This is a genomic window from Wolbachia endosymbiont (group A) of Machimus atricapillus, assembly GCF_964027095.1.
Lineage (GTDB): Bacteria > Pseudomonadota > Alphaproteobacteria > Rickettsiales > Anaplasmataceae > Wolbachia.
This window is the reverse complement of the sequence record NZ_OZ034727.1, coordinates 570,820-597,763: the sequence shown is the minus strand read 5'-3', so window position 1 is coordinate 597,763 and position 26,944 is coordinate 570,820. Positions and strand designations below refer to the sequence as shown.

The window sequence follows — 26,944 nt, the reverse complement described above, 5'->3', positions numbered from 1 at the left end:
ATACTTTTTATGATAAAAAGAGCATACAAAATAATAGCCACAAATCCAAGTTTTTCACAAACTTTAAAACTCTTATCTCCTACAAGAAGGTCCTGCAATTGGTTCATTAGTTACATTGTTAAATACAGAGCTTGGCGCCTGCATATCTTGCAAAACAGTACTGTTATCAACTTCTATTACTACCTTCTCTACCATTTCTTCAACTATTTCATTAATAGTCAAAAAGTTTCTTATAACTACTTCTATCAATTCATCACTAACAGCGCCTTCTCTTACAACTCGTTCTTCATTAAACTTTATTCCTTCCATTATTGCACCTAGCACCTGCTCTAGAGAAAAGTTGTACTCCATAATACACTTCACAATCTTCCGTTTAATCTTTCTTTGATCTTTCAATATTGCTTTCCCTAATTTACTATCCATGTTGAAGTCAGATAACCTTTTCGTAAAAAGATCACTTACCTCCTCAGTAAGTTCTGCTTTGTGTTTTGCTTGTCTTAATTCTTCTTCTGATTTCTCTCGTTCTTCTTTCAATTGCTTAGATTCTTCTCTTTGCCTTTGGAAAGCTGTTTTCTTGCTTTGAAATCTATTACTCAATAATTCCTCTAAGCGTTTTAACATGAATACTATTACATTTCCTATTTCTTCTTTAGTCGGTACTTTACCTACCTTCGATTCCTTATAGGATCTCTTTACCTCTTCATTTAATTCATTATCATCATTCTTAACATAGGAATTTACCATAGCTCTTGTATGAAATAGTAATTCTCTGTAGGATAACTTATCCTCCTTTATGTTATCTTTATAAGATAATTGATTTTTCTTCTCTATTCTCTCTTCATGCGATGATTCACCCTCTACCTCTTCTTTGCTTTTTTCTTTCAAAACTTCCTTGCTATCTTTACTTTCTTTCAGTATGGAACTTATCTTATCAAGAGCATCTGAGTCGAAACGATAACCCTGAAGACTATAGCAATTCTTTTTGTCCTTAAGTAGTTTAGTAGCAAACTTATAGTATGCTTCCATCAAAGTAAAATAGTCTAACATAGGTAGTACAAAATTCTCATCTGGATTCACGCCATAAGATTGCCCTACTAGCATTTCATATTGTTCCTTGCTCTCTTTTAAGAACTTTTCTACTGCTTCCTTTATTACCTCAAGCAACTCAGATTTTTCACAACGAGCATTCAAAGACTCTAAGTAATCTACCCAACGTTTATAATATTCCTCCACATACCCATTATAAGCACTATCAAACTCCTTCCATCTTACTTCTATAACGTTGCTTAAAGACTCAATTTCTTTATATGTTATGTTCTTTATTGCCAACAACTTTTCACAAAGGAATTCAACAGATGCCTTTGCATCTTTTAAGTACCTATTTCTTGCCCTCATCAAAAATTCTTCTTCCTGATCAGCCAAGCGACTCAACTCAAACAAAGCAGACATTCCATCTATGGACGACACCTTTACTACTCTAGATATATCTTTTTCATCACTACTTAATGTGCTTAATGGTATGCGGTTATACATTCCATACAATAAGTAACAGTCTTTATTGAGAATAAACGTCTCATCCTGCATGATGTATGAATGTATATTCCTCAGAGCTTTTGTAGTCTGGTTAATTATTTTTTGCATTTCTTCATCTTTAACTTTTCCCTTGTCTGGATGGTGCTTTAATGATAAGTTCCTAAATTGTTTAATAAGACTTTCAAAATATTTGTTATGTTCCTCTTCACTCTTTGTTTTTTTTCTCACTCCACCCAAGCTTTTATCAAGATAAAATGGCATCCACTTTTTTTGCAATAAATCAAGTGCCTGACTTAAACTCAATTCTTTGTTATCAACTCTACATATGGTCCTGACTAATTTATCAATCCTACTTGCCTCTTCTAACCTATTTTCTTCCCTATATGCTTCCTGTGCAGTTTCAGGTACTTTTTCATCACTAGAAATAAGATTGTTGCTTTGTAGTAATTTTTTACATGAACCTATTATATCAAACCCTAATACCATTTTCCCTCCAAGTTTATGATAACTATAAAGATAACTTAGCCTTGCAACGTAAAGTTGATGCAACGCAACGTTAGTAAATAAGGAATAGATTAAGCGTGAAGCAATCGAGTAATCATTGTAGTTCACTGCTCTATTTATTTGTTCTTCAGTGATCGTAATATCCTCTATCTGTTTACTCCATGGCCACCACCAATACTGCGGCATTCTCTCTAGTGCTTTCAGCAATTTAACACAATCCTCTTGGCTTACCACCCCAGCCTTTCTTTTTGTCATTTGATAGTCAACGGCAAGTGTAGTTATAATCCCTAGTACTATTAGGCTAGAAGTTACTACTGCAGCAAGATATACCCTGCGTGTTGATACAAATGAAACAAGCCCAGCAGAAAAAGCAACTATAGGAGTGAAAAAAGCTCCAACTCTTATATAGTCTGTGCGATAATCCCTTATCCTATATAACTCATCAAATAAAATTGGACCAAACTCCCATCCAAATAACCGATACTTTCTACGACTAGATAAGAACTCAACAACATTTTTTTGCCACTCAGGCAAACTGGATGCATGTTTCATCAATTTCTCCCCATTCCTATATTTGCACCATCCGAAACAATGAAGCTCTATCAAACCCACGTCCATATTTAATCTGAAGTTCTTTTGCAAGTTGGGAGATGATTCGTTTGCCATAGTCTGCACGTTTGTGCTTTAAGATATCTTGACCAATTCTGAAGCCAATTTCCCAATTTAACAATACTAGAGTAGAATTGAAATGTGTAGCAAGATGATTCTTTGCTCTATCTATTAAATTACTAATATCCCCTAATAAGCTAGTAGTGATATCCATCAACGCTATTTTCAATAAAGAACCATTATGGCACAAAAACTTATGTATGCAAGAGGTTACTTTCACCCCGAAAAAACATTACTACTTCCTCTTATTACCTTAAATCCACAGGAAAATCTCGCTTGAGTGAGGCTATATCTACACACTACGTTTTCTTTATTTTGCTTATAACTTCCACAAGCAGTGCAAACATAAATGAAGAATACAAATATCCTTTTGGTAATTCTATATGAAATCCATGAAGTATGAGGTACACACCGACAAGTAAAATAAATAAGATAGCAATTACTTTTAAACCTGGGTTAGATTTGATTAACTGGGCGGTATAACTTGATAAAAACAGCATTGCTAGCATGGAAAATGTAAATGCTGTAGCAATTATTATCATGTTATAAGTTAATGCTATAGCAGTTAATATCGAATCAACTGAAAAAACTAAATCTATTAATATAATTTGTAGCACAACTAAAAAAAATTTTGATTTAACGTTTGCTTTCTTTTTATTTTTCTTACATACAAAGATGTCATCCCATAACTCCATAGAGCTTTTAACAATAAGGAATAATCCCCCTGCGATCATAAGTAAATCCCTTGCTGAAATATTTAGCGATGCAGTGTGAAATATAGGTTTTTGCATTGACAATATAGATGATGTAAAAAATAGTATTACAAAACGCATTAATAGCGCTAATCCAAGGCCCATAAGGCGCACTCTTTCTCTCAGCGCATTTGGTACCTTATCTATTGCTAGAGAAATAAAGATTAAATTGTCTACACTAAGTATAGTTTCAAGTAGTGTAAGTGTCAGTAAAGTCCAAGCATCAGCTAGCATTTTTGTCCCAAATTCGGCTCTTCTTACTCTACAATAGATGTGTAAAAATTAAGTGACTTCACTCAGAAGTTTTATAGCAGCTCTCCAGAAAAACAGGATAACTGCTAATATAAAGTTCAGCAGCTTCTTCTATTTTTGTTTTTGAGCAAAATCGACAATAAGAGAGTTTCTTATTTTCATGCACGCAAATAAGATAAAGCCTTATTTTCATTTTTGACTTTATTTGAAAATAATATATACTATAAAAATAGTGTACTAGGTTGAATGAATATATATTAAAGGATCACCATCAGGCAAAGTATTCGCTGGTTATCAGGCATTTATACCTAACCCCTTGCCACCAAAATTTGAATGGGACAATGATTTAGTTAATAGTCTTTCCAGAGCAGATCATATTTTGGGTATGTTATCCAGGGAAGGAGCTAAATTGCCTAACCCTCATCTTCTCATACGACCCTTTATAGCACGCGAAGCAGTTCTTTCAAGTAGAATCGAGGGAACTCAAGCAACTCTTGGTGAAATTTTGGCTCAAGAAGCAGGTGCTAATGTAGATCGCAATCCCGATGATTTACAAGAAGTACGCAATTATATATCAGCGCTCGATTATGGACTAAAACGTTTACAATCTTTTCCACTGTCGCTTCAGTTGGTTAAAGAAATTCACGGAAAACTTATGCAAGGTGTAAGAGGTTCTCACGCAACTCCAGGAGAATTTCGCCGAGTGCAAAATTGGATTGGAAGCCCAGGATGTACAATAGACACAGCAAAATATGTGCCACCAATGCCAGGTGAATTGATGGGTTGCTTGGACTCTTTTGAAAAATTTTTACATGATAGAACATTACCCCCACTTATACATATAGCTCTATGTCATTATCAATTTAAAGCGATTCACCCATTCTTGGACGGCAATGGACGTATTGGACGTTTATTAATAACATTACTTCTGATCGAAAGAAAATTATTACCATTACCTCTGTTATACTTAAGTGCATTTTTTGAAGCTACAAAAAGTGAGTATTATGACCAACTTTACAATATAAGCAACAGAGGCACGTGGCATGATTGGTTCTCTTATTTCTTAAATGGTGTAGTACTGCAATCATTGGATGCATTGTCAAGAGCAGAACGAATTAACATTTTGATTGCAAATTGGCAAACTGAAGTTAGTTCTAAAACTGAGGGAGTTGCGAGTGGTATTGTAAGGTATCTCGCTGTAAACCCTTACTTTACTATAAGGAAAGTGGTTGAAAACTTAGGTGTCGTATTTACAACAGCCCAAAGAGCAATCGTAAAGCTTGAAGATTTAGGCATCGTTTCACAAACTTCTCAAGGAAAGAGAGATCGGGTTTATTGTGCAACTGATATTTTGAATATTCTAGAAGAACCAACTAAGATTACAGAGAACTTCGATAGCACATTGTAGCTATTGTGATGAATAAATTCAGCAAACAGCAAGCTTAAAGAGTCTGATCCAATGGACATGCTGAACAAAAAGTAAGGAGCTCCTTTTGGAGAATTATATTAACTTATTAATTAATTGCTTGACTTTTAGCAGGATTTATTATATTATTTATTAATGAGTAATGCAATCAAATCAAGGAGGATAGCATGACTGGTGACGATAACAGAAAAACTTTACAATCGATAATTGCTAGCGAAAATCACAGTATAAATAGAGTTGGAAAGTTAAAAGATTTCCTTAAACAAAACAAAGAAATAACTATTAATAAAGACACATTTGCATGTGCTTTACGATACCAAAAAACTACAAAGGAAGCAATAGTACACGAAATTCTGCTTCATTTTATACAAAATCCTGGCGAGCAATCACTAGAACAAGTGATACAATGCTTAGATAGAGCAATAAAACCTAGGATATATGCAAAAAACAACCCAATAAGAAATCTAGATGAGGAACTTCGTACTCATATAAACTTTAAAGATGAAAAGGGAAATACATTACTACATCATGCAGTTATAGGTAAGAAAACTGAAGAAATAATCACCCTTCTTGTTACATATAGTGCAAATCCTTTGATACAAAACGCGGATAATAAAATTCCTTTAGATTTAGCTCAAGGAGAAACAAAAAAAGTGCTTATTAAAAGTATGAAAGAACAAGCTAATACGAAAAAAGAAAGCGCTATGATAGGCAGTTTGGTGCCTGGCGTAATAATTGGTGGTTTTCTTGGTGTTGTACTTGGAGCTGGTGTGTGTGTTGCAGTAAGTCTTTCTGGTGGTATGATACTAGGTGTAATGATAGCACCTGTTCTTGTTGCTAGTATAGCTGTTGGGCTGGCCATGTATTTTTTGAGTCAAGACTATGAACAGGCTAAAGCGATAGAAAAAACTATTAGCACTGTTAGCTCTGAAATATCTGTTGATGGTGCAAAAAGAAGGGCCACAACCTACGTATAGCTGACCCAAGCAACACGTCATACCGCGATTCATTCGCGGTATAGATTCCGCTAACTAGTAGCGGAATGACGAATGTGTCGTTTTTCAAATTGTCGTAAGTCACTTTAGCTATAATACACACAAGGAGGGTGTCATCCCAGCGCCCCTATGATGTCATCCCAGTGCTTGACACTGGGATCCAGAAAAGTTTGCTTGTTCACAAGCAAACTAGCATGGAAAGTAGCTGATCTTACACTAAATGAATGTTTTTGATGAGGTTGCATAGAAGCTGGATTCCAGTGTCAAGCACTGGAATGACACCATTTGCTGTGCAATTTACCTTCAAAAATGAATGTTCGTACAGCTATGCGCGGTATAGATTCCGCTAACTAGTAGCGGAATGACGAATTTGTCGTTTTTCAAATTGTCGTAAGTCACTTTAGCTATAATACATACAAGGAGGGTGTCATCCAAGTGTCCTGACTACTTGGATCCAAGAAATTTAATTGTTTTAAATTTTCCCCTCTATACACCTATCTAAAATTTATGTTATTCACATGTGCAATATAATCTATAATAACATTGAATTTATTACCAATACAATATATTAAAAAATATTATGAGCTTCGTAAGAGAAAAAAACACCCCTGTGATGGAGCAATATTTGAACCTGAAAGCTCAATACAAGGATCATCTGCTATTTTATAGGCTAGGAGATTTTTATGAGTTGTTTTTCGATGATGCTATTAAAGCTGCGAAATTGCTGAATATAGTGCTAACCAAGAGGGGCAATTCAAATGGGCAAGAAATACCAATGTGTGGAGTGCCAGCACACAGTAGCGAATCTTACCTACACAAGCTAATAGATTTAGGATTCAAAGTAGCAATCTGTGACCAATTAGAAACTGCTGATGAAGCAAAAAAGAGGGGCTATAAATCCATAGTAAAACGTGATGTAGTACGAGTTGTAACTCCAGGTACAATTATAGAAGATTCGCTACTGGAGGATAAAAGCAATAATTATCTCGCATCCATAGTTGAACAAAATGACGAATATGCTATTAGTTGGCTTGAATTATCAACGGGAAAATTTTTTCACACTTTAACGAATTTGAAAGCTCTAGATAGTGATTTATTGCGTATATCACCAAGAGAATTATTAATTTCTGAAAAATTCACTGAGGACGAAAAAATTAGATCGATTTTAAAAAATTATAAAATATCAATTACACAACACGCACAGAGTTTTTTTGAGTATAGTAAATCTCACAGAACGTTATGCGAGTTTTATAAAATCAGGGAACTTGGGAGTATAGGAAATTTCAGCAAAGTAGAAATCATGGCGTGCGGTGCACTGCTTGAATATGTCAGAGTAACACAAAGGGGCTCCATTCCAAGGCTTGAATTCCCAAAAACCTATAAGCAACAAAATTTCATGCTTATTGATGCTTCAGCAAGGAGAAATCTTGAGTTGTTTTCAACTCAATTTGGTGAAAAGAAAGGTTCACTAATTTCAGTTATTGATCACACAGTTACAGCCTCTGGTGGACGCCTGCTCAAACAAATGCTCGCTTCACCACTTGCTTGCTCCAAGGCAATCAATTTGAGGCTCAGCACCGCTCAATTTTTTGTAAATAATCATGAGCCACGCAGAAAAATACGAGAAATATTATCTAACATTCCAGATATTGAGAGGTCTTTATCGCGCTTAATACTAGGGCGTGGTTCACCAAAGGATATGAACCTATTAAAAATAGGCCTAGAAAAAACTTTAGAGTTGTCTGAGTTCTTATGTAAAATTGAATCAGGTGAAAATGGATCTCTCCCACAACAATATGTCATCCAAGTAGCTGACACTGGAATCCAGATGCAGATTCCAGCGTCACGCGCTGGAATGACAGTAAAATCAGACGAGAGTGAACTAAGCACAATACATAAAAGTCTTGGTAATCATAAAGATCTATTCGAGCTTCTAAACAGCGCTATACTTGATAATAACCTCAGTTCCGTGAAAGAAGGAGGATTTATCAATCCAAAATACAACTCAGAATTATCTGAGTTATCTTATATATTGAACAACAGTAACAAGTTGGTAACTAAGCTCCGTGAGTCTTATCGCGACCTAACTGGCATTGCCGCACTCAAAATATTACACAACAATATACTTGGTTATTACGTTGAAGTGTCAGCAAATCACAAAATAACTTCGGACATATTTATTCATAGGCAAAGCTTAGCAAATAGCATGCGCTACACTACTAATGAATTGAAAGAACTAGAAAATAAAATTCTTACGGCACGTGATGCTGCAATCAGCTTAGAAGTGAAAATTTTTAGTGAACTGTGTAGTGAAGTCGCTAAAGAATCTGAAAAAATTGCTCTTGCTGCAAATGCTTTGGCAAAACTTGATATTAGAGCCACTTTTGCGGAGCTTGCAGTGCAAAATAATTACGTAAAACCCATTATCGATGACAGTAAAGAGTTCAATATTCGCAATGGAAGACATCCAGTGGTTGAAGTTAACGATAAATTCATTGCAAATAGCATCAATTTAGCTGGTATACATCTAATTACTGGTCCTAATATGGCTGGAAAAAGCACTTTCTTGAGGCAAAACGCTCTCATTGCAGTTTTAGCTCACATGGGGTCATTTGTGCCAGCAGAGAGTGCGCATATTGGAGTGATTGACAAGATATTTAGCAGGGTTGGTGCAACAGATAATATAACAGCTGGTTATTCTACCTTCATGGTAGAGATGATCGAAACAGCAACGATAGTAAATCAGGCAACAGATCGTTCCTTGGTGATACTTGATGAAATTGGTAGGGGCACAGGAGTGTATGATGGCTTATCTATTGCTCAGGCGGTGATTGAACATATTCACAATGTAAATAAGTGCCGCGCCATTTTTGCAACTCATTATCATGAATTAACTAAAGTAAGCAAATACTTGAAGAACGTGAAATGTTTTTGTGTAAAAATAAGAGAGTGGAACGGAGAGGTTATCTTTCTACATGAAGTAATTGAAGGCATTGCAGATGAGTCATATGGAATACATGTAGCAAAACTTGCTGGTTTTCCTGATTCTGTTTTAAATAGAGCAAGTGAAGTATTTGAGGAGCTAAAGGCTTAAGAGGAAATTCTGATCTTACCCAGAAAAAGTAGAGAGAACCCTATGATATTATTTTTTGTAACATTGTTATACACGTCATGATAAGGGGGCTGGCAAAACGTGTCAAGTAAGTTTTTCGTTTCTATGTTATCCGCTACTTGGATGACAGAAAAGAGTGCTGGGATGACAGGAGGCAATGTAACCTCATTAAAAACTTAATTTCAGTCCAGTCAAGAGCACATAACCAGAGTTGCTATTTTCTACTTCAGGCTCTTTGGTACTAAATTTTACAATATCGAAATAGTATGAAGTGCCCATAAAAAATGGATATTCAAGGCTTAAAGCATATGATGTTAACTCGTTTGCTGCAATATCCCTACCACTATTGAAATATGTTAAGCTCAATTTGCGAGAATCAGAATGGTAAGCAATACCTGCATTCATATAATACGTATTATTTATTTCAGGATTACGCTTCTCACCAGATTTACCGCCATTACCATACGAAAAAATGCAATCAAGATCGAACAATTTTAGCTTCAAACCAAAATTCCAGTGCAGTAATTGATTACGACATTCATAATTTTTAGAAGTTCCATCTGAGCAATCAGTTAAATTTTCTCTTGCAAATTCACCAGTTAAGGCAGTAGTAAAATTTATATCATCTGATAGGCCATTTTTATAGGAAAGGCCAGCAGCAATTAAATTGCTGTACTGTAAGTTATTTTTTCCTGGGACATAACTGAACCCGAGTTGAAAGTTATAGATTTCAGGGGAGATGTAGTTAATTGATGATTGTTTTAACCCTAGTTCGAGTCCATTATAATTACTGTAAATGTTGGGTTTTACCCAAAATACCTTGTCTTTATCATATCCAGGGCCATTATCTCTGTTTTCGTTACCACGCAAATTTGCATAGTTTGTCCAATGACCATTTACTCCTCCAGCAGCTGTATAAATTTTTGAAGTGTTAATTAACATGCCCTGACTAACTAAACTTCTTTTACCATATTCAATTGATCCAAGCACCTGATTTTTAATGATGAAATACCATTCCTCCATGTCTAACTTTTCTATGTCTAACGCTTTTAGGTTTGCAATACCAGAAACTCCTGCCTTAACATTAAACCCCATTTGAGTATTTGGATAAACTTGCTGTAAATAAAGAAAGCGCAAGTATGAATAACTTGAAGTTTTATCCTTAGCCTTAGCATTGAAAGAACCTCTGTTGAAGGCGTAGCCGAATCTCAAATCTATTTTTCCGTCTAGTTCTACATAAAATATTTCCTTATCCAAAATTGTTCTAGAGCTAGCACTACTCTGCAAAAATAATGATGAAAGCAGTGCTACCAGGTAGTACCTTAACTTCATAAATAAACTTAAATTTTTATAAAAATTTAAGTTTAAACTCAATATAAATAAAAAACAACTTTTCAGAAGGCGCCGCTGGTAGATTTTGCTGCCCGTTTTTGAGCTATATTCCCATAAATTATTGATACACTTGGTAATTTTCGCTTTAATAACTGCTTATTAATGGCAGAATGTATACGATTAATTATTTTAGACGTACTTTTTACATCGCAGTTAATCAAAACAAAAAGCACTTTATTCTCATCAATATACCCTAGAAAATCATCACTACGGCAATTTTTACAAAAATGTTCTATGATAACTTTCAGTGCATCATTTGTCTCACTACAGCTACTATTTAAGCCAATCACTCCTATAGCTGCATTAATTTGATGTTGAAAGGCAAAATTTAATATAACGTATAACTCTAGAATAGTAGACTCATTGTTTGGTATATCGAATAAGTCATGGTTTTTATATTTTTTACCCATTAGATATTCATCTCTAAAGATTCCTAATTTATGAGACAAGCTGATATCACGTATCAATAGCTCATAATTTATTTTATTACTAGCAAATTGTGCAGTGCGGAAAACTTTTACTTTTGTCTTTATATCTTCTCCTTTAGCATCAGTTAAGGAAAAACCTATCACTTTAGGTAATACATCAAGTAAATCGTGTCCATTTTCGGTATACTCTAAATAATTCTTCATGTCGTCAGCTGCTCTTGCACTTAAAATATTGATTAACGGCTTATTAAGTAAATTCCCTTCCTCGTATTTTAACAAATTCCTTGCGGCTTGATTGAGCCCTAAAATTAATACGTTTTTTTTCTTATTATCCTGACAAACAGATGCTACAGCATCATCTTTCCTTCTTGCAGTTATGAAATCATCCATACTTTCATTCTATACAGCATATTTATAAGTATAATAAGATTATATTAAAATTTACTTACTTATTAATATGCTTGATTAGATATAGATAAAATGTCATACGGGATAGCTTTGTTAGCTATTTTAGGTGGTAATAAATGGATAGTCAAGCAAAGTTACAAATGTAATTTTGCTTGACTTATCCGTTTTTTTTATATCTTTATTACAATCATAACCTCTAGCTCTGAGTTATACCCCTTTGTTACATTGTATTAGATGGAAGTAGAACAAGTCACGTTTAGTTGTTCTGAAAGATCTACTATAGCTAACTGAAAAAAGATTACCCCAGAAGGGATAAAAAGGTATAAAATGGCTTTAGATAAGGTAGAATGATGCCAAAGTGAGAATCTGAGGGGACGTGTTTTGAAAGTAGGTAGCTTGTGCTGTTTACCCAGTCTTACCAGTGTGGGGTTTAGCTATCCTTGGCGTTAATTCTCTCGTATGTTTTGCTGGTGGTTTAGCTTTTCATATGAAGCATGAGAAAGAATCAGACAATATTGAGGAGGCTGAAGAAGCAGTTAGGAATTATGGACCACCTCCTCCTTACTCTCCTCCTTATAGTGAATTTAATAATTCTAATTCGGAACAGCAGTTTGGGAATTGTGAGGGGTTCTAAACCCACAACTATACGAACATTGCAATTTCAGATCCCAGTGCCTTGACTACAAATGTTCGTATAGTTGTGAGCTTGACCATAAAATGATTCTTAAGAAAACAAATGCAATTTTTTGCAGGTTTCACGTATGATAAAAATTAACAGTTTTATTTTTAGCCAAATTAATTGAATCAAGCTACAAAACCTGCTAAAGTTAACTTTATGAAAGCACCCTTAGCTCAGTTGGATTAGAGCATTTGACTACGGATCAAAAGGTCGGGCGTTCAAGTCGCTCAGGGTGCACCACATTTTATAGGAAACAGAAGTCACACTTGAAATTAATATATGCAATACCTATCTTTAAAGGTTAAACACTAAACTATTATATATGAGCAAAAAAGACTACTATGATCTGCTGGAAGTAGGAAGAAATGCCAGTATTGATGAGATAAAAAAAGCGTATAAAAAATTAGCGTTAAAATATCATCCTGATAGAAATCCTGGCAATCAAGAAGCAGAGGAAAAATTTAAAGAAGTAACAGCTGCATATGAAGTTCTATCTGACTCTGAGAAAAGGGCAAGCTATGACCGTTATGGCCACGAAGGTGCTTCTGGTGGGTTTCAAGGCTTTAGCTCTGCAGGAGATTTTAGCGACATATTCAATGACTTCTTTGGTGGAGGATTCGGTGGTGGTGCAAGTAGATCAAGAGCAAAGAGGAGCACAACAGGAGTGTCTGGAGCAGACCTACGTTATGATCTTGAAATTACCTTAGAAGATGCATTTAAAGGAATACAAGCGCCTATACATTATGTGACAAATGTAAAATGTGACACATGCCAAGGCACAGGTAGCGAAGGAGCAATTAAACCAGTTCAGTGCCCCACATGCCAGGGAAGCGGTAGGATTAGAACTCAACAAGGCTTTTTTACCATCGAAAGAACATGTACTACATGCTATGGGGAAGGAGAAATAATACAAAATAAATGTAAGAAATGTGGTGGAAGTGGACGTAGAAGAGATGAAGTAAATATATCCGTTTCAATTCCAAAGGGCATAGAAGAAGGAGCTAAGGTAAGGATAAGTGGTAAAGGAGAAGCTGGAGCAAGAGGTGGAAAAAGTGGAGATTTATACGTATACGTGAAAATAGCTCCCCATAAAATCTTTACTCGAAATAAGGCAGATTTACACTGTAAAGTACCTATAAGAATGACACTAGCTGTGCTTGGTGGTGAAATTGATGTTCAGTCAATTGATGGAGCTAAAACAAAAGTAAAAGTTCCAGAGAGCACTCAAACTGGTACCAAGTTACGTTGTAAGGAGAAGGGTATGCCGCATATGAGTTCACATGTTCGCGGTGATTTGTATGTACAGGTAATAGTTGAAACCTTAAATCTAAAAAGTTTAACCAAAAAGCAAATTGAGCTATTAAAAGCGTTTGAAGAAGAGGAAAATGCAAATGTACAACAACGATCTGAAGGGTTTTTTAGTAAAGTAAAAAAAAAATAAGAAATCTGCTAAATGACATGAAGGAGTAACTGTTTACGGGTTTTCATTTAATCCTGCAATTCTTTGACCTTATTAATGGAAAACTTAACAATAGTGTTGATATCAACATTATTAGCCAACAGAAACTTCTTAGTTCCTTAAAATTATGTAAAAGCAATAAATTTCTTTATTTAAGGTCGAAGTTTTGCTATTCTCAGGTTTTAATAATTTAAATTTAATGAATATAAACAAAAATGAGTTTTTATTTCTTCCGCTTGGGGGAGTAGGAAGAATCGGGATGAATGTTAGCCTATATCATTATCAAGGTAAGTGGATTATGATCGACCTTGGTGTTGGTTTTGCAGATGAAACTATGCCAGGTGTTGAGCTGCTCATTGCTGATGTAGATTTTATTGCTCAAAGAAAAAAAGATTTGCTTGGAATAATAATTACACATGCACATGAGGACCACTGCGGTGCAGTGCCCCACTTGTGGGAAGAGTTGCAGTGCCCCATATATACAACAAAGTTTACGGTTAATTTTCTTAGGGAGAAACTAAAGGAGTTTCGATTAGAAGATACAGTACCTGTGAAAGAGGTGGACATAAATGGCAGCACAAATTTGTGTCCTTTTACCGTCGAGTTTATAAATATAACTCATTCAATTCCTGAGGCAAATTCAATATTAATTAGCACTGAAATGGGTAGTGCACTCCATACCGGAGACTGGAAATTTGATCCAAAACCTGTTGTTGGATTAACTTCTAATATAGAGCGTCTAAAAGAAATTGGCGATAAAGGTGACCTGCTTGCAGCAATTTGCGATTCAACCAATATATTAAGCAAGCATCACCCTGAGTCAGAAGGTGAAATTTATAATAACATTTATAACATAATAAAGCGGTCTAAAAAATTAGTTGCTGTTTCGCTATTTGCTTCAAATGTGGCACGAATTGAAACGATAAGCCAAGCTGCAAAAGCACTAAATAGAAAAGTAGTTTTACTTGGTAGATCTTTATGGAGAATAGTGAAGGTTGCGCAAGATAGTGGTTATTTAACTGATTCTCCTCAGTTTCTTGAAGCAAAGGAAGCAGTAAATTTTCCAAGGGAAAAACTGGTGCTACTTTGCACAGGTTGTCAAGGTGAGCCACTGGCAGCAACTTCAAGGCTTGCTAATAAGAGTCATCAAGCATTTAAAATGCAGCAAGGTGATACCATGATCTTTTCGTCAAAAATCATTCCTGGAAATGAAACTCGTGCGCACAACATGCTCAATGCCTTTATTGAGATGGGGGTAGAAGTTGTTACTGAAAAAACAGAGCATGTTCATGCTTCTGGGCATCCAACAAGAGAAGAGCTAAAGGAAATGTATTCTTTAATAAAACCGAAGATGTCTATTCCAGTTCACGGCGAATATATTCACACGCATGCACATGTAAAATTTGCTAAAGAGTGCGGTGTGGCAAAAGCAATAATGATTGCACCAGGTGATATTGTTAATTTGGAGAACGGAGAAAAAGTTGATTCAATCGATGTTGACTACTTTGGTATTGATGGTATGCTGCTACGTCATCCGGAGAGCAGTGTTATAAAAATGCGTAAAAGAATGAGAGATGCCGGAGTTATTGTGGTAATAGCAGTTGTAAACAAGAAAAATAAATTGCTTACTAAACCGAAAGTATTTGTACCTGGTGTTTTTGAAGTGCTAGAAGATGCAGCTATTATACAGAAAATTGTCAAGAAAGTTGAGTCGTTGTTTAGTTTGCAGCCAACAAAAAAAATTAAAAATAAGATTGAAAGTTCAATATTGAGTATCTTAAAGGAATATTTACTAAAAAGACCTATAATTGAAGTCCAGATAGAACAGGTATGAAATGAAAGAATGAAGTTATTCGTTCAATTAATATTGCTTGTTTCGTTATTTATTCCTTATTTTACAAAAGCTGCTTTATATGTTGATATAAAAAAAAGCAGTGTTGGTAACATTGGTCTTGTTGTATCTAAATGTACATGTAAAACAGCGCTGGAAAGCGAATTAAGCGAAAATATTGCAAAGGTAATAGGAACAAATTTATCTAATTGTGGCTTATTTAATGTAAAACGTGGCGCGGAAGCTGAATTTAAATCTTGGAAAAGCGATACTGTAGTCACAGTAAGTTTAAGCGAAGTATCTGGTAGTGCATTAGAGCTATCATTTCGTTTATTTGACACTTTTACAAAAAGAGAATTACTTACTCAGTCAGTTGTTTTTCCAGCAAAAGACTGGAGAAAAATTGGTCACCTCGTTTCGGATGTGATACATGATAGATTGATTGGTGAGAAAGGGCACTTCAACACAAAAATCACGTATATCGCTGAAGAAAAAGATAGCAACTACAAATCTGTGCGTAAAATTGCTGTGATGAATCAAGATGGAAGTAATATAAAATACTTAACAAATGGCGATAGATTTGTGTCAACACCGAGATTCTCACCAAATGGAAAGGGTATTGTTTATATCTCATACGCAAATGGTAAAAGTTATATAGTATTAAAAAATTTAAAAGACCACACTGAATCAATAATCAGCGCATTTGAAGGAGTTATTTCTGCACCAAGATTTTCTCCTGATGGTAAATCTCTTTTAATTTCCCACTCATTGGGTGGTGAAACGAATATATTATCTTTGGATTTAAGTAGTAAACGGACAAAAAAAATTACTAAAGGTTCAGCTATAAGCACTTCTCCCTCTTTTTCTCCAGATCAAAAGTATATGGTTTTTAGTTCCGATATGAGTGGGAGTCAGCAGCTGTATGTTATCGATTTTACTAACAAAAGTAAAAAACCTAAAAGAATTAGTTTTGGAAGTGGAAGATATGCTACGCCTGTTTGGTCGCCAAAAGGAGATCTGATAGCTTTCACAAAGATTCAGTCAGGAAAATTTTACATAGGAGTTATGAAGCCAGATGGCAAAGAAGAACGTCTACTTTCAGAAGGGCATAAAATTGAATCTCCGGCATGGCTACCAAATGGTAGAGAAATCATTTTCACAAGAACAGAATCACCAAGCAACTCTAAACTATATTTAGTAGACTTAGTAAAGAAAAATCAAAAAATGGTTTCCACTCCCACAAATGCTTCTTTACCGGATTGGTCTTATTCTTGAACTACTGAGCTGCATGCTCCACAGCATTGATTTATTGCCACATTAACAAGATATCCCGCTACACCACCTACTATAGTACCAGCGATTCCTGACAACACAACAGTTGCAATTACTCCAATAGCAGCAATTTCAGGTATAATTCCCATTGTAGCCATTGTGGCTCCTATAGCGCCAAACAATAATGCTGAGCTTATAATTATCCAGCTCCTCCCTGAAGATTGTTTTTGTGGAAAATTATGTATTAAGATGTATATGAACAAGTAGAGAGAGCAAGCAAAGTTTTGCATATTGATGAAACTAGCCATTATTCTAAAGGTAAACTTGGCTGGTGCTGGGTGTTTGCTAATAATGAAGCAAGCCTTATTAAATTAGCAGACACAAGAGGAGTTAAGTTTCTAGAGAGTAGTACATTTTCTAGTTATAAGAATTTGGTTGTTACCGATAGGTATGCGGTTTACAACTACTTCGGGAGTGTTAAATAAACTGTGTCAAACCGCATTTTTAGTTCAACTCAATTTTCAATCTGCCAGGAAAGAAAACATCAAGTTGAGAGATAGTTAATGCCCAATCATGTACAGGCATCGTCCACTTTTCCTCTGCCTTCTTTATAGCACAATATACCTGCTTATGCAAGGCATTTATGCTGGTAAATGAGCCTTTGGTCTTAGTGAATTTCCTAATTTGCCTATGTAGCCCCTCTATGGGATTGGTGGTGTAGATTATCCTCCTAACTGGACCAGAATACTTAAAATAACCAGACAAGTTTTCCCAATTATTCTGCCAAGATTTTATAACCATAGGGTACTTTGTGCCCCATTTTTCATCCAATTCCAACAGATAATTCTCGGCAATTTCCTTGCTTGAAGCTTGATATACCTTCTTTAAATCGCTCAAAAAACTCTTCGCATCTTTACTGGCCACATACTTCAGTGAGTTGCGTATCTGATGCACTATACACATCTGCACTTCCGCATTAGGAAAGACACTGTTTATAGCTGCAGGAAAGCTTTTCAGCCCATCAACGCAGGCAATAAGGATATCTTCTACTCCTCTTTCTTTGAGGTCATTTAGCACTCCCAACCGGAAGTTAGCTCCTTCACTTTCAGCCAAATAAAAACCTAATACTTCTTTTTTGCCATTTTGATCTATGCCTAATATGTTATACATGCATTTACTTACGCAATGCCCGTCCTCTTTGACTTTAAAAAACCATGAAAACTATCGGATATACAGACTGCAGCGGGCGACTACGCCATTCGTTGATTACTGGTAGCAATTTGTCAGTAATACTTGATATCTCTGCCACCGATATTTTGTGATCATAAATTTCCTCAACATGTGACACTATATCTCTATAGCCCATACCACTGGCAAATGTGCTCAAAATCTTCGTTTCAAGCTCTGGATGTAAGTTTGTTTGCCTTTTTTTGACTATTTGTGGTTCGAAACTTCCTTCCCTATCTCTTGGCGTCAAAAGCTCAAATGACCCTGCGCTTGTACGTAAAGTCTTTGCATTCCTCCCATTTCTTCGATTATTCTCTTCGCTTTCAGCCGACAAGTGGTTTTCTATTTCACCTTCCAGGCTTACCTCCAGCAACTTTTTTATAAACGGTGTTAATGCTCCATCTCTTCCTGTCAACGGTCTTCCTTCTCGTATAGACGACAGGATATTTGTTTCTAATTCTTTATAATCTACCAAACCGGTAGTTCTGTTTACTACTTTCTGACTCATTGTCAAACCTCCATTTTTTTATATCAATTTATTACTTTTTTTTCGGTTTGACACAGTTTATTTAACACTCCCACTACTTCAGTGACGAAAAAAGACAGATTTGTTGGGCACACTTGTTAAGGGATTTCGAAAGGCTATCTACCCACTTTAAATGGTGCTATATTGGGCCTTAACTTGACGCGTATGGTTTATTTAACACTCCCGGTTAAAATAATTACTTAGCAAACAATAGGTTTCATGTAATGGTAACCCTATAACGGAAGAGTAGGAGCCGCGTAAGAACAATACGAACATCCCAGCTAGGCCTTGTATATTGCATCCCCCTGCCCTATTTTTCCACTCTTCTGATGCTAAATAATACTTAATTTCTTGTTCACTGAGACGTTTAAATTTCACTATTGTAACCACAGTTCTAATATGTTGTTTAGATTGATCGGGAGTTAATAGACACACACTGGTATATACTCTATGCCTTCTTCCTGATAACAAGCGGATGCATTTTTCTGCTTGCTCAACGTTTTCAGCTTTAAGCAATATCCTTCTACCACAAGCAACAACTGTATCAACACCAAGCACAAAGTAATTTGGATTTGAACTTTGTATTTTCTCAGCTTTACTTTTTGCCATACGGATTGAGTAATCCTTCGGAAGTTCCTTTTTTAAAGGGGCTTCATCTATGTCTGCTGGCAAAATTAAACCTGGCTCAATATTTATTTGTTTTAGTAAAGCTATACGCCTTTTCGATGATGAAGCAAGAATAAGATTATTTAGAGATCGTTCTGTCACTTGTACCTTTAAGCCTTCTAATGATCCGACCTTTTTTCGCATTCCTATCGTAAATGCTCATCTCAACTAACACCCTATCCCCGATAATGATGCGTATTTTACTTCTTCTCACTTTCCCTGATACATGACAGATAATCTCATGTTCATTGTCCAGTTTCACTCTAAATTCTGCTGCAGGTAGTAAAGCAGTTACTGCCCCTTCCACTTCAAAAATTGTTTTCGATTTCTCGTCTTTTATCATATGTTATATTATAATTTAATAATCTTTTTCAGTCTACTATAGATTTTAAATTATTATCAACACAAAAGACTTTTTGCACCCCACTTAAGTATTCCTCTTGCAACTTAACCCCAACCATCTTCACAATAATGCGAGAGGAAGGTGAGCTAACCTACCTACGTTTCTACTCCTTGCCTGTGCTCTGATAGGACTTACGGACCCTAGGACTAGAACTGAACTACAAGGATGATTATCACAATTCTCCTCATTGCTATCATATGCGCTATCATTGTCCCCTTCCTGTGGAACATAAGACTTATTATCAGATTCACTATCAAAGCTTAAAGATCTGGATAACTCTATCTTCTTTCGTGGAACATTATCAGGCTCACTAGAAATGTCTCCTGTTAGAGTATAAAATTGATTGTTGAAGCCTTTTTGTTTATCAGCAAACGTTTCTTCACTTAACTCTTCTACTTGACCACGGAAAAACTCTTTTTCTTTTTCACTGTTTTGTAATTTTTTCATCAGACCTTCAATATCCAAAACTTTACCTGCAATGATGTCGCTCAATGCATCAAGGTTCTCTTCCAATTCCTTAATCTCATCTTCATGCTCTTTTTCCAACCCTTGCATTTGACATTTTAAATTGCTTATAAACTGCTCCTTTTCCTCCATTATTTGTGCTTCTTGGTCTATCTCTTTTTCACGTTCTTTTAATTTTTCTTCTAATTCCTTCTTTTCTGTATTAACAACTTTCAGCTTGTCCTCTAGCTTTCTTTTTTCTTCATGCACACTTTTAAATTCTTCCTCATTCCTCTTCAGGTTTTCTTTAAGCTGCGTTAACTCCTTGCGCATTGCATCTATTTCTGCCTTTGATCCTCGCTCCTTTTTTTCAAGTTTATCTTGTAAATCGCTAGTCCATTTTTTTAATGTTTCAATTCTTTGCCCAGCTTCTGCAAGTTTCTGATTCACTTCTTTTTTTTCTGCTTCAGCACTTTTTAACTTATTGATTAATTCTTGGGTTACCTCTTCCGAGCATGATAATTTTTTTTGCAGATCTAATACTTGTTCTGAAAGCTGTTCTTGGTTTCCATCCATCTTCTTATTCAAGTGTTCTAAATGGTTAAACTTGTCCTCTAAATCAGATTTTCCTTCCTGCACATGATATAGTTCTTCTTGCGATTTCTTTAATTCACTTTTTAACTCCTCCTTTTTTGCATTAGCAACTCCCAGCTCTTGCCTTAGCTTTCCTTTTTCTTCACATACACTTTCAAGTTCTTGTGCTTTCCCTTGTAGCTCTGCTAACGCACTTGCTAACTTTTTATCTTTTTGTGCCAGTTCAGTTTGCAATTCTGTGTTTTTTTGCTCTTGCTCAATTTCTACAGGTCTCTGATCCGATACATAATGCTCATCACCAAGTCCACTATCAACGCTTGAAAATCTGCGTAATTTTTTCTTCTCTGGTGTAACATTAACGTTATCTTCATCTTCAGTGAGTTTAAGTATAAGCATTGTATCTCCTGGAAATTCCTCGTACTCGTTTTCTGGAATGTCGAATTCTGGTCTCTCTTCTCCAAGTTTATCTTGTAAATCGCTATTCTGCCTCTCTTTTACAATTGTTTGATTATCTTCTGCTTGGGTTGTTTCTAGTTTCTCCTGTAGTTGCTGATTTTCTTGTGTTAATTCATGGTGCTTTTTATTTATCACTTGCAACTCTGCTTCTTCTTGCTTCAATTCAACGTTTTCTTCGGACAGCATCTGATTATTTAAAATCAATTCATCCATTTGTTGTGAAGCAACTTCTGGTTGAGTTTCAGTGTGCTGTAAATTGACTTCTGTTTGAATTAATGCATTGCTATTAATAGAAGGAGAAGAAGGAAGGCTATTGTCATCATCAACTTTTAGGGTCTGGACCTTTCGATTCCCCCCCTGGTTCCTTATCTTGATGGCCACTATAGATTCATTTTGAAAATTATTATTAGCAGTAGGTACAACATCAGCAGCCTTACCCTTTTCTAGTGATTTCATTACAGCATCATGTAAGACGAGGCCTTGAATATATAATTCATCATTTTGCTTTATTAATTCTAGGATCTCCTCCGATGACACAAAATCTTCACCATCAAATTTTAGTACTTCAGTTATGCCGCTACTACTCACATTCATAATCATGGTACACATTCTGGATCCATTCTCTACAGGCCAAGTGCTTGTCATTTCATAATATGCGCCTTCTTTAAATTCATAATATCTTTTCTTATCTTCTTGATGAGCGTATATTTCATGTTTTTTATTGCAATAGATATTCAGTTCTTTAATATCTTTCTCTTGCTGTAAAATGTCACTAATCCTTGTTGGCTCACTTCTATTGTAATTAATAAGGTTAACATTCAAAACTCTATGAGCGTTATCAGTTTCTGTGTAATAAGCTTGAAGCTCTACGTCTTTCCTCTCAAAATATTTACTTGCAGCTTTTTTTCCCTGCTCTGCCAACTTTATGCATTTATTTATATCTTCCTTAAAGCTCTTATTAGCAGACTCTGTTACTGCTTTATCTATGTACGTTTGTTTAAAATCTCTATCGTTTATTAGGTCATAAAAACTCCACTCATCCCTATAAGCCTTTTGTATAGCAGTGAAGTCACTTTCTTCTTTTAAAAGTACTAAGAAGCCTACCTTGTCTTCTAGATCTTTTAGTTTAAAACCTGTTATTATCTTCTCTAATTGAGAATCAAATTCTTTATTGGCAAAATTTTCAGCAAGATTATTTAAATTTCTTAATTCTTTGCATAATTTATCATTTTCTGCAATTGAGCGGCAGAACTTTATTGTAGCAGAGTCCTTAGTGGAAGGATTTTCTTTTTCCACTTCATTGATACGGTTCTTGAGAGATATAAAAGGTAGTGTAAACCGTGATGAATAACATAATTTTTCTTTTTCTTCTCCATACAACACCAGTAGGCGATGTATTGCATACCAGGTACATGATGCTGCCCTTATAACTGATTCAACATCATAATTCTCTGACTGATCACTTGTTTTTCCTGCCTCTGCTGTTTTGTCTCCCTTAGTCAAACCTCCAATCATCACACACCTCCTTTAACTATATTTACATTATACCAATTAATATATATTCAAAAAAATCAAACTGTATAACCACGTTCTACACTAACTTTTATTATTAACTTAATTGTGTTGAAAATAACTGCAAGTGTTAAACTTAAGCTTTTGTCTTTCATTATGCACTACTCACTATAAGTTTACAATAATATCTTATATAATAGACTTAGTATTTTGAGTTATGCAAGTATTTTTTTTATTGGATAAAAGTTAAAAGACGTTTTCAGAAATCTTTAAGCTTAATAACATCCTCTCTTTTTGGACTAGTTGAAATTAGATGAATTGGTACACCTATTAATTTTTCTAACTTGTCTATATATTTTATTAAATTGATAGGCAATGCTTCAATCGACCTTTTACCTTGAGTATTTTCTTTCCAGCCAGGAAACTCTTCATATATTGGCTCTAATTCCTCCTGTATTGAATGCGATGCGGGTAAATAATCATACATTTTCCCGCTATACTTGTAACCAGTGCATATTTTAATTGTATCAAAAGAATCAAGCACATCTAATTTGGTTAATACAATGCTTGAAACTCCAGAAAGTTGCACAGCCTGGCGCACTAAAACTGCGTCAAACCATCCGCAGCGCCTTCTTCTATTGCTCACTGTTCCAAGCTCCTTGCCTATAGTAAATAAGCTATCTCCAATCTCGTTCTTTTGCTCAGTAGGGAATGGACCATTGCCCACTCTTGTTGTATAAGCTTTTACCACACCAATAATGTAAGCATTGGAGGCTAATCCTGAGCCTGTTATTGCTTGCGACGCTACAGTATTACTTGAAGTAACAAAAGGGTAAGTTCCGTGGTCGATATCTAAAAATGTGCCTTGGGCGCCTTCAAATATTATTTTCTTACCTTCTTTCACAAAGTCATTTAATATCCTCCACACAGGTTTTTTATATGAAAGAATTTTTTTTGAAATCCCTTGAATTTCTTTTAATATTTCTTCTTTTTTAACCACCTGGTAGTTAAGGCCTTTTCTGATAGCATTGTGGTAATTCAGAAGAGTATCCACTCTTTTATTGAGCTCATCTGCGTTTTCTAAATCACAAAGGCGTATAGCTCTCCTTCCAACTTTATCTTCATAACATGGCCCTATCCCTTTGTTTGTTGTACCAATTTTGTGATTTCCGTTTAAATCTTCAAATAGCTTTTCCTTGTCCTTATGTACGCTAAGTATTAATGGACAGCTCTCGGATACCATCAAGTTGTTATAGTTTACGTCCACTCCTTTAACTTTCAATGACTCTATTTCTGAGATTAGAGCATGTGAATCAAGAGCAACACCGTTTCCTATGATGGATATTTTGCCCGTTCTCAAAACAGCAGAGGGCAGTAAATTTAATTTATAAACCTCATCATCTATTACTATAGTGTGCCCTGCATTATTTCCTCCCTGAAATCTCACAACTACATCTGCATTCCCAGAAAGATAATCTACTATTTTACCCTTGCCTTCGTCACCCCATTGCAGACCAACAATTACAATGTTATTCATCATTATTTTCTAAATTAATACATAAATATTAATGCAGTACGCTACAAATGGAAAGAGAAATCTGCGCCTTTCCTGCACCTCTTAAATAAAGAAATATACTGTCGATTTTCTTAATATATTACCAAAATATTCATCATTATATGATATAACTTACAGCATATTTACAGTAAGGTGTTATTTATGAAAGAGGCAAAAGGAAAAAATAATAAGAGTCCAGTAGTTAGATTAAAGGCCACAGCTAAAGAGTTCAATTTTAGTAAATTAAGAGCAGGTCAAGATAATGAATTAGCAAATTCTGGTGAAACAATGTTCTTAGATTTTCAAAGGATGAATTTTATTATTAACGGAAAAGAAATAGATAAAAATCTTATTATTGCATTTAAGGAAGGAGCTAAGCACCACAAAAGCGAACTTTTTAATAGTGATGATATATATAATGACGAAATATTTAACAAAAAAGGAACAAGAGAAATAGATACGGATCATGGCAAAGCTTTTGTTGCTTCAGTACTCGAAGATATTGAGAAAGAGCTTGTAAGTAATGCATTGGGTGAGCTATGGAAAAATCACTGTGAAAATCCCAAAACTGCCAATCATCAAAAAACCGATTCATATAAGAAAGAATTTGAAGAATTTTACAATGCTGGCCAACATCTATTACCAACAGAGAAAGATGAAAACAAAGACTACCGTTCCTTTGCAAAAGAAGTTTTCAAAAAAATGTTTGGATACGCTGGAGCAGAAGTTCCAAGTAATGCTATTTTAGAAGAGCTAGTCACCAATTGTAATCAAGCAGGGTATGAGGCTGCTCCATTTATACAAACCCAACTTGCACTTGGACAGTCGTTCATAGTAGAAAATCCTAAAAAAGTAATAAATATTGATTGTGCTAACCAAAATAATGTAAGAATTAGATCTGACATGAGGCTACCAATACTCTCTGTTAAAAATCAAGTTATGCATGGTGATAAGATATGTGATCTGTCTAACTCATTAGAATTTACACTTGAGTCTCAAGATGGTAAAGACTTTGTAACATACAGAGATGGTAAATTGTCACTTACTATTCCTAAAGAGTTAAAAAATTATAAAGATAATGGCAAGAGCTTGTTTGACATTATTAAAGAATATTTTCAGAAATTCTGTGCAAAATTAGGATTTAAACCTGAGACAAAAATACAAATAGAGCATAGCTTAGGTACTCAAAGTAACTATTTAGATGGTACAATATCTGCTACAGGATCGGATGCAAATAAAGAGTTTATCAATCTTTTAAGCAAAAATCTCAGAGGGAGGTTATTGGAATCAGGAGTTGCTTTAGGAAATGAAGATGTTGATGGTATTGTTGAAGTCAGAGTATCTACAGTTATGGATCTGTTGAGTAATTATGCTAAATTGGAAGATAATAAAGAAAACAGAGAGTTATTAACAAGTGAAGTAGCAGATAATTTAGGGCTTTCCACTCAAGATAAAATAGCATCAGAAGTATTGAAAGAGTTTGATGATGAAATAATAAAGTTAATGCATACAGAAGGTATAAAGAATAACATAGGTCAACATATAATGGAATTAGGATCTTTACCTTCTTTGATAAAAGGTCAGGTTAATCATAATCAAGTGCAGTCTGTTGTAAATACTTTTATTAAGTTAATTATTGAAGGGAAAAGCGAAGTATACAAAGAAAAAAATGCAATTAATGCAATTGATGCAATTTATCAGAAGGTAGATAAGGCAATTGTTGAGCAAGAAAAAAGAGCAACCAACAAACAAGATATAGAAAATGATAAATGGACAGATAGAATCAAAAAACAGAAATTATCTGTGGAATCACATGAACATTTACTTTAAAGATACTGGTAGGCTCCTTGAATATTTTAGAGTTCATGGTTGCAACGGTTGCTATTTTACAATGCACCTAATCGTAAAAACTACGTGCCGTTGCATCATATGTTTCAAGAACGTTGGTAAAATGTTCAAGTTGATCTCGATTCAATACCTGATCTATTCTAGTTAGTTGGTCATTGCTGCTTTTAAAATTAGTTAGATCACATAACATAGCACGTTCTTCAGTTTCAGCAGGCAAGTATTTAAAGTGACCAAAGATATTTTACCTAATTTTCTCTAGCATATTTACCTGTATACTTACAAAGCTACCTAATACCGCATACTGATTTCTCTCTTTATTTTGTACAAATTAATTAAGTGAAGTGAGTATAGTATCCACACTACTAAAAAAAATGTGGCACAAAACATAAACATTACAATGAGTGGCAACAGCAAAGAACTTTCTATTGCTACTCCACCTCTTCTCAAAATGCTTGCTGGCTGATGGAGAGTAGACCATAAATTCACAGAAAATTTTACTACGGGAATATTTATAGCACTAAAAATGGCAAATACTGCTGCTGATTTTTCTGCCCTCGCTTCATTATCAAAAGCGCTCCACAATGAAAGGTAGCCAACATATAGGAAAAATAAAATTAGCATTGAAGTAAGCCTTGCATCCCATACCCACCAAGTGCCCCAGGTTCCTTTTCCCCAGATGCTACCTGTGATTAAGCATATTGCAGAAAAGACTGTCCCTGCAGGAGCAGCAGCATGTGCCAAGACACTAGCAATGCTATTGTTCCACACCAATGAAATGAAACTAAGTGATGCAATGAGTCCATATATTCCAAGAGCAAGCCATGCAGAAGGCACATGAATGTACATAATTCGTACAATTTCTCCTTGTTTATAATCTTCTGGGGAGAAGAATAACGCTAAAAACATTCCAATTAAAAAACATGCGAAACAAATAACCCCAAGCCAAGGTAGTGCTTTTTTAGAAAAAGAAGTGAAATTTGTAGGCTTTAATAAAAACATTC

General features: G+C 35.1%; 20 protein-coding genes, 1 tRNA gene and 2 pseudogenes. 10 read left to right on the top strand and 13 right to left on the bottom strand.

The features are described 5' to 3' along the window. Positions 1–72: 72 nt before the first annotated feature. From AAGD68_RS02905 to AAGD68_RS02895, 3 genes are all read right to left on the bottom strand, one after another. Positions 73–2,589, bottom strand: a complete 2,517-nt coding sequence (locus tag AAGD68_RS02905) for a J domain-containing protein (RefSeq protein WP_265045486.1) — start codon at positions 2,587–2,589, stop codon at positions 73–75. Between the two features lie 16 nt (positions 2,590–2,605). Next, positions 2,606–2,860 (bottom strand): DUF1016 N-terminal domain-containing protein, encoded by a 255-nt coding sequence (locus AAGD68_RS02900; protein WP_264688114.1) that lies wholly within the window; start codon positions 2,858–2,860, stop codon positions 2,606–2,608. Positions 2,861–3,005: 145 nt separating this feature from the next. Beyond that, positions 3,006–3,692 carry a TerC family protein gene (locus tag AAGD68_RS02895; RefSeq protein WP_253309112.1) on the bottom strand — a complete coding sequence of 229 codons (687 nt, stop codon included), beginning with the start codon at positions 3,690–3,692 and terminating at the stop codon, positions 3,006–3,008. A gap of 334 nt (positions 3,693–4,026) precedes the next feature. On the opposite strand from AAGD68_RS02895, the gene AAGD68_RS02890 reads away from it, so the two are divergent. The 3 genes from AAGD68_RS02890 to mutS all read left to right on the top strand — a co-directional run bounded on the left by AAGD68_RS02890 (position 4,027) and on the right by mutS (position 9,225). Beyond that, positions 4,027–5,118: a Fic family protein gene (locus AAGD68_RS02890; RefSeq protein ID WP_265016360.1), complete on the top strand. Its 1,092-nt coding sequence runs from the start codon at positions 4,027–4,029 to the stop codon at positions 5,116–5,118. Between the two features lie 185 nt (positions 5,119–5,303). Next, positions 5,304–6,113, top strand: coding sequence for an ankyrin repeat domain-containing protein (locus tag AAGD68_RS02885; RefSeq protein WP_264732319.1), 810 nt, complete (start codon positions 5,304–5,306; stop codon positions 6,111–6,113). 598 nt (positions 6,114–6,711) lie between these two features. After that, positions 6,712–9,225 carry a DNA mismatch repair protein MutS gene (gene mutS / locus AAGD68_RS02880; RefSeq protein WP_253309115.1) on the top strand — a complete coding sequence of 838 codons (2,514 nt, stop codon included), beginning with the start codon at positions 6,712–6,714 and terminating at the stop codon, positions 9,223–9,225. 186 nt (positions 9,226–9,411) lie between these two features. Here mutS and AAGD68_RS02875 read toward each other — a convergent pair whose 3' ends face one another. Both AAGD68_RS02875 and AAGD68_RS02870 read right to left on the bottom strand, forming a co-directional pair. Then, positions 9,412–10,575, bottom strand: a complete 1,164-nt coding sequence (locus AAGD68_RS02875) for a porin (RefSeq protein WP_253309116.1) — start codon at positions 10,573–10,575, stop codon at positions 9,412–9,414. Positions 10,576–10,637: 62 nt separating this feature from the next. Continuing rightward, entirely contained in the window at positions 10,638–11,453 is an 816-nt protein-coding gene (locus AAGD68_RS02870) for a hypothetical protein (RefSeq protein WP_341814363.1), read from the bottom strand. A gap of 505 nt (positions 11,454–11,958) precedes the next feature. Between AAGD68_RS02870 and AAGD68_RS02865 the strand changes: the two genes are divergently transcribed. The 5 genes from AAGD68_RS02865 to AAGD68_RS02845 all read left to right on the top strand — a co-directional run bounded on the left by AAGD68_RS02865 (position 11,959) and on the right by AAGD68_RS02845 (position 16,715). Further along, positions 11,959–12,105, top strand: coding sequence for a hypothetical protein (locus tag AAGD68_RS02865; RefSeq protein ID WP_253309118.1), 147 nt, complete (start codon positions 11,959–11,961; stop codon positions 12,103–12,105). Positions 12,106–12,312: 207 nt separating this feature from the next. Continuing rightward, positions 12,313–12,390 (top strand) — tRNA-Arg (locus tag AAGD68_RS02860). Between the two features lie 82 nt (positions 12,391–12,472). Beyond that, the gene (dnaJ, locus tag AAGD68_RS02855; RefSeq protein ID WP_264732332.1) at positions 12,473–13,591 is read left to right on the top strand and encodes a molecular chaperone DnaJ; all 1,119 of its coding nucleotides are present in this window, start codon (positions 12,473–12,475) and stop codon (positions 13,589–13,591) included. 217 nt (positions 13,592–13,808) lie between these two features. Then, positions 13,809–15,443, top strand: coding sequence for a ribonuclease J (locus AAGD68_RS02850; RefSeq protein WP_341814362.1), 1,635 nt, complete (start codon positions 13,809–13,811; stop codon positions 15,441–15,443). Positions 15,444–15,452: 9 nt separating this feature from the next. Beyond that, complete coding sequence (locus AAGD68_RS02845; protein WP_253309121.1) at positions 15,453–16,715, top strand: Tol-Pal system protein TolB; 1,263 nt, start codon at positions 15,453–15,455, stop codon at positions 16,713–16,715. Here the strand turns inward: AAGD68_RS02845 and AAGD68_RS02840 are convergent. Then, positions 16,706–17,002, bottom strand: a complete 297-nt coding sequence (locus AAGD68_RS02840; RefSeq protein WP_265045564.1) for a hypothetical protein — start codon at positions 17,000–17,002, stop codon at positions 16,706–16,708. The genes AAGD68_RS02845 and AAGD68_RS02840 overlap by 10 nt on opposite strands. On the opposite strand from AAGD68_RS02840, the pseudogene AAGD68_RS02835 reads away from it, so the two are divergent. After that, positions 16,964–17,182: pseudogene (locus AAGD68_RS02835) on the top strand (IS66 family transposase); the annotation flags it as partial. The gene AAGD68_RS02840 and the pseudogene AAGD68_RS02835 sit on opposite strands and share 39 nt — an antisense overlap. Positions 17,183–17,216: 34 nt before the next feature. Here the strand turns inward: AAGD68_RS02835 and AAGD68_RS02830 are convergent. The 5 genes and pseudogenes from AAGD68_RS02830 to AAGD68_RS02810 form a co-directional block, all read right to left on the bottom strand. After that, positions 17,217–18,447: pseudogene (locus AAGD68_RS02830) on the bottom strand (IS256-like element ISWpi15 family transposase). 192 nt (positions 18,448–18,639) lie between these two features. After that, complete coding sequence (locus tag AAGD68_RS02825; protein ID WP_064125248.1) at positions 18,640–19,233, bottom strand: Maf family nucleotide pyrophosphatase; 594 nt, start codon at positions 19,231–19,233, stop codon at positions 18,640–18,642. Further along, entirely contained in the window at positions 19,211–19,474 is a 264-nt protein-coding gene (gene infA / locus AAGD68_RS02820) for a translation initiation factor IF-1 (RefSeq protein WP_164224845.1), read from the bottom strand. Before infA ends, AAGD68_RS02825 begins: the two co-directional genes overlap by 23 nt. Before the next feature lie 120 nt (positions 19,475–19,594). After that, positions 19,595–22,543 carry a hypothetical protein gene (locus tag AAGD68_RS02815; RefSeq protein WP_341814361.1) on the bottom strand — a complete coding sequence of 983 codons (2,949 nt, stop codon included), beginning with the start codon at positions 22,541–22,543 and terminating at the stop codon, positions 19,595–19,597. 256 nt (positions 22,544–22,799) lie between these two features. Then, positions 22,800–24,077, bottom strand: coding sequence for an adenylosuccinate synthase (locus tag AAGD68_RS02810; RefSeq protein ID WP_264688480.1), 1,278 nt, complete (start codon positions 24,075–24,077; stop codon positions 22,800–22,802). Positions 24,078–24,257: 180 nt separating this feature from the next. Here AAGD68_RS02810 and AAGD68_RS02805 point away from each other — a divergent pair, with 180 nt between their 5' ends. Then, the gene (locus tag AAGD68_RS02805; RefSeq protein ID WP_341814360.1) at positions 24,258–25,925 is read left to right on the top strand and encodes a hypothetical protein; all 1,668 of its coding nucleotides are present in this window, start codon (positions 24,258–24,260) and stop codon (positions 25,923–25,925) included. Between the two features lie 67 nt (positions 25,926–25,992). Here AAGD68_RS02805 and AAGD68_RS02800 read toward each other — a convergent pair whose 3' ends face one another. Next, entirely contained in the window at positions 25,993–26,133 is a 141-nt protein-coding gene (locus AAGD68_RS02800) for a hypothetical protein (protein WP_253309257.1), read from the bottom strand. A 98-nt stretch (positions 26,134–26,231) separates the two neighbouring features. Continuing rightward, positions 26,232–26,942 carry a heme ABC transporter permease CcmC gene (gene ccmC, locus AAGD68_RS02795; RefSeq protein ID WP_253309953.1) on the bottom strand — a complete coding sequence of 237 codons (711 nt, stop codon included), beginning with the start codon at positions 26,940–26,942 and terminating at the stop codon, positions 26,232–26,234. Positions 26,943–26,944 lie beyond the last annotated feature (2 nt).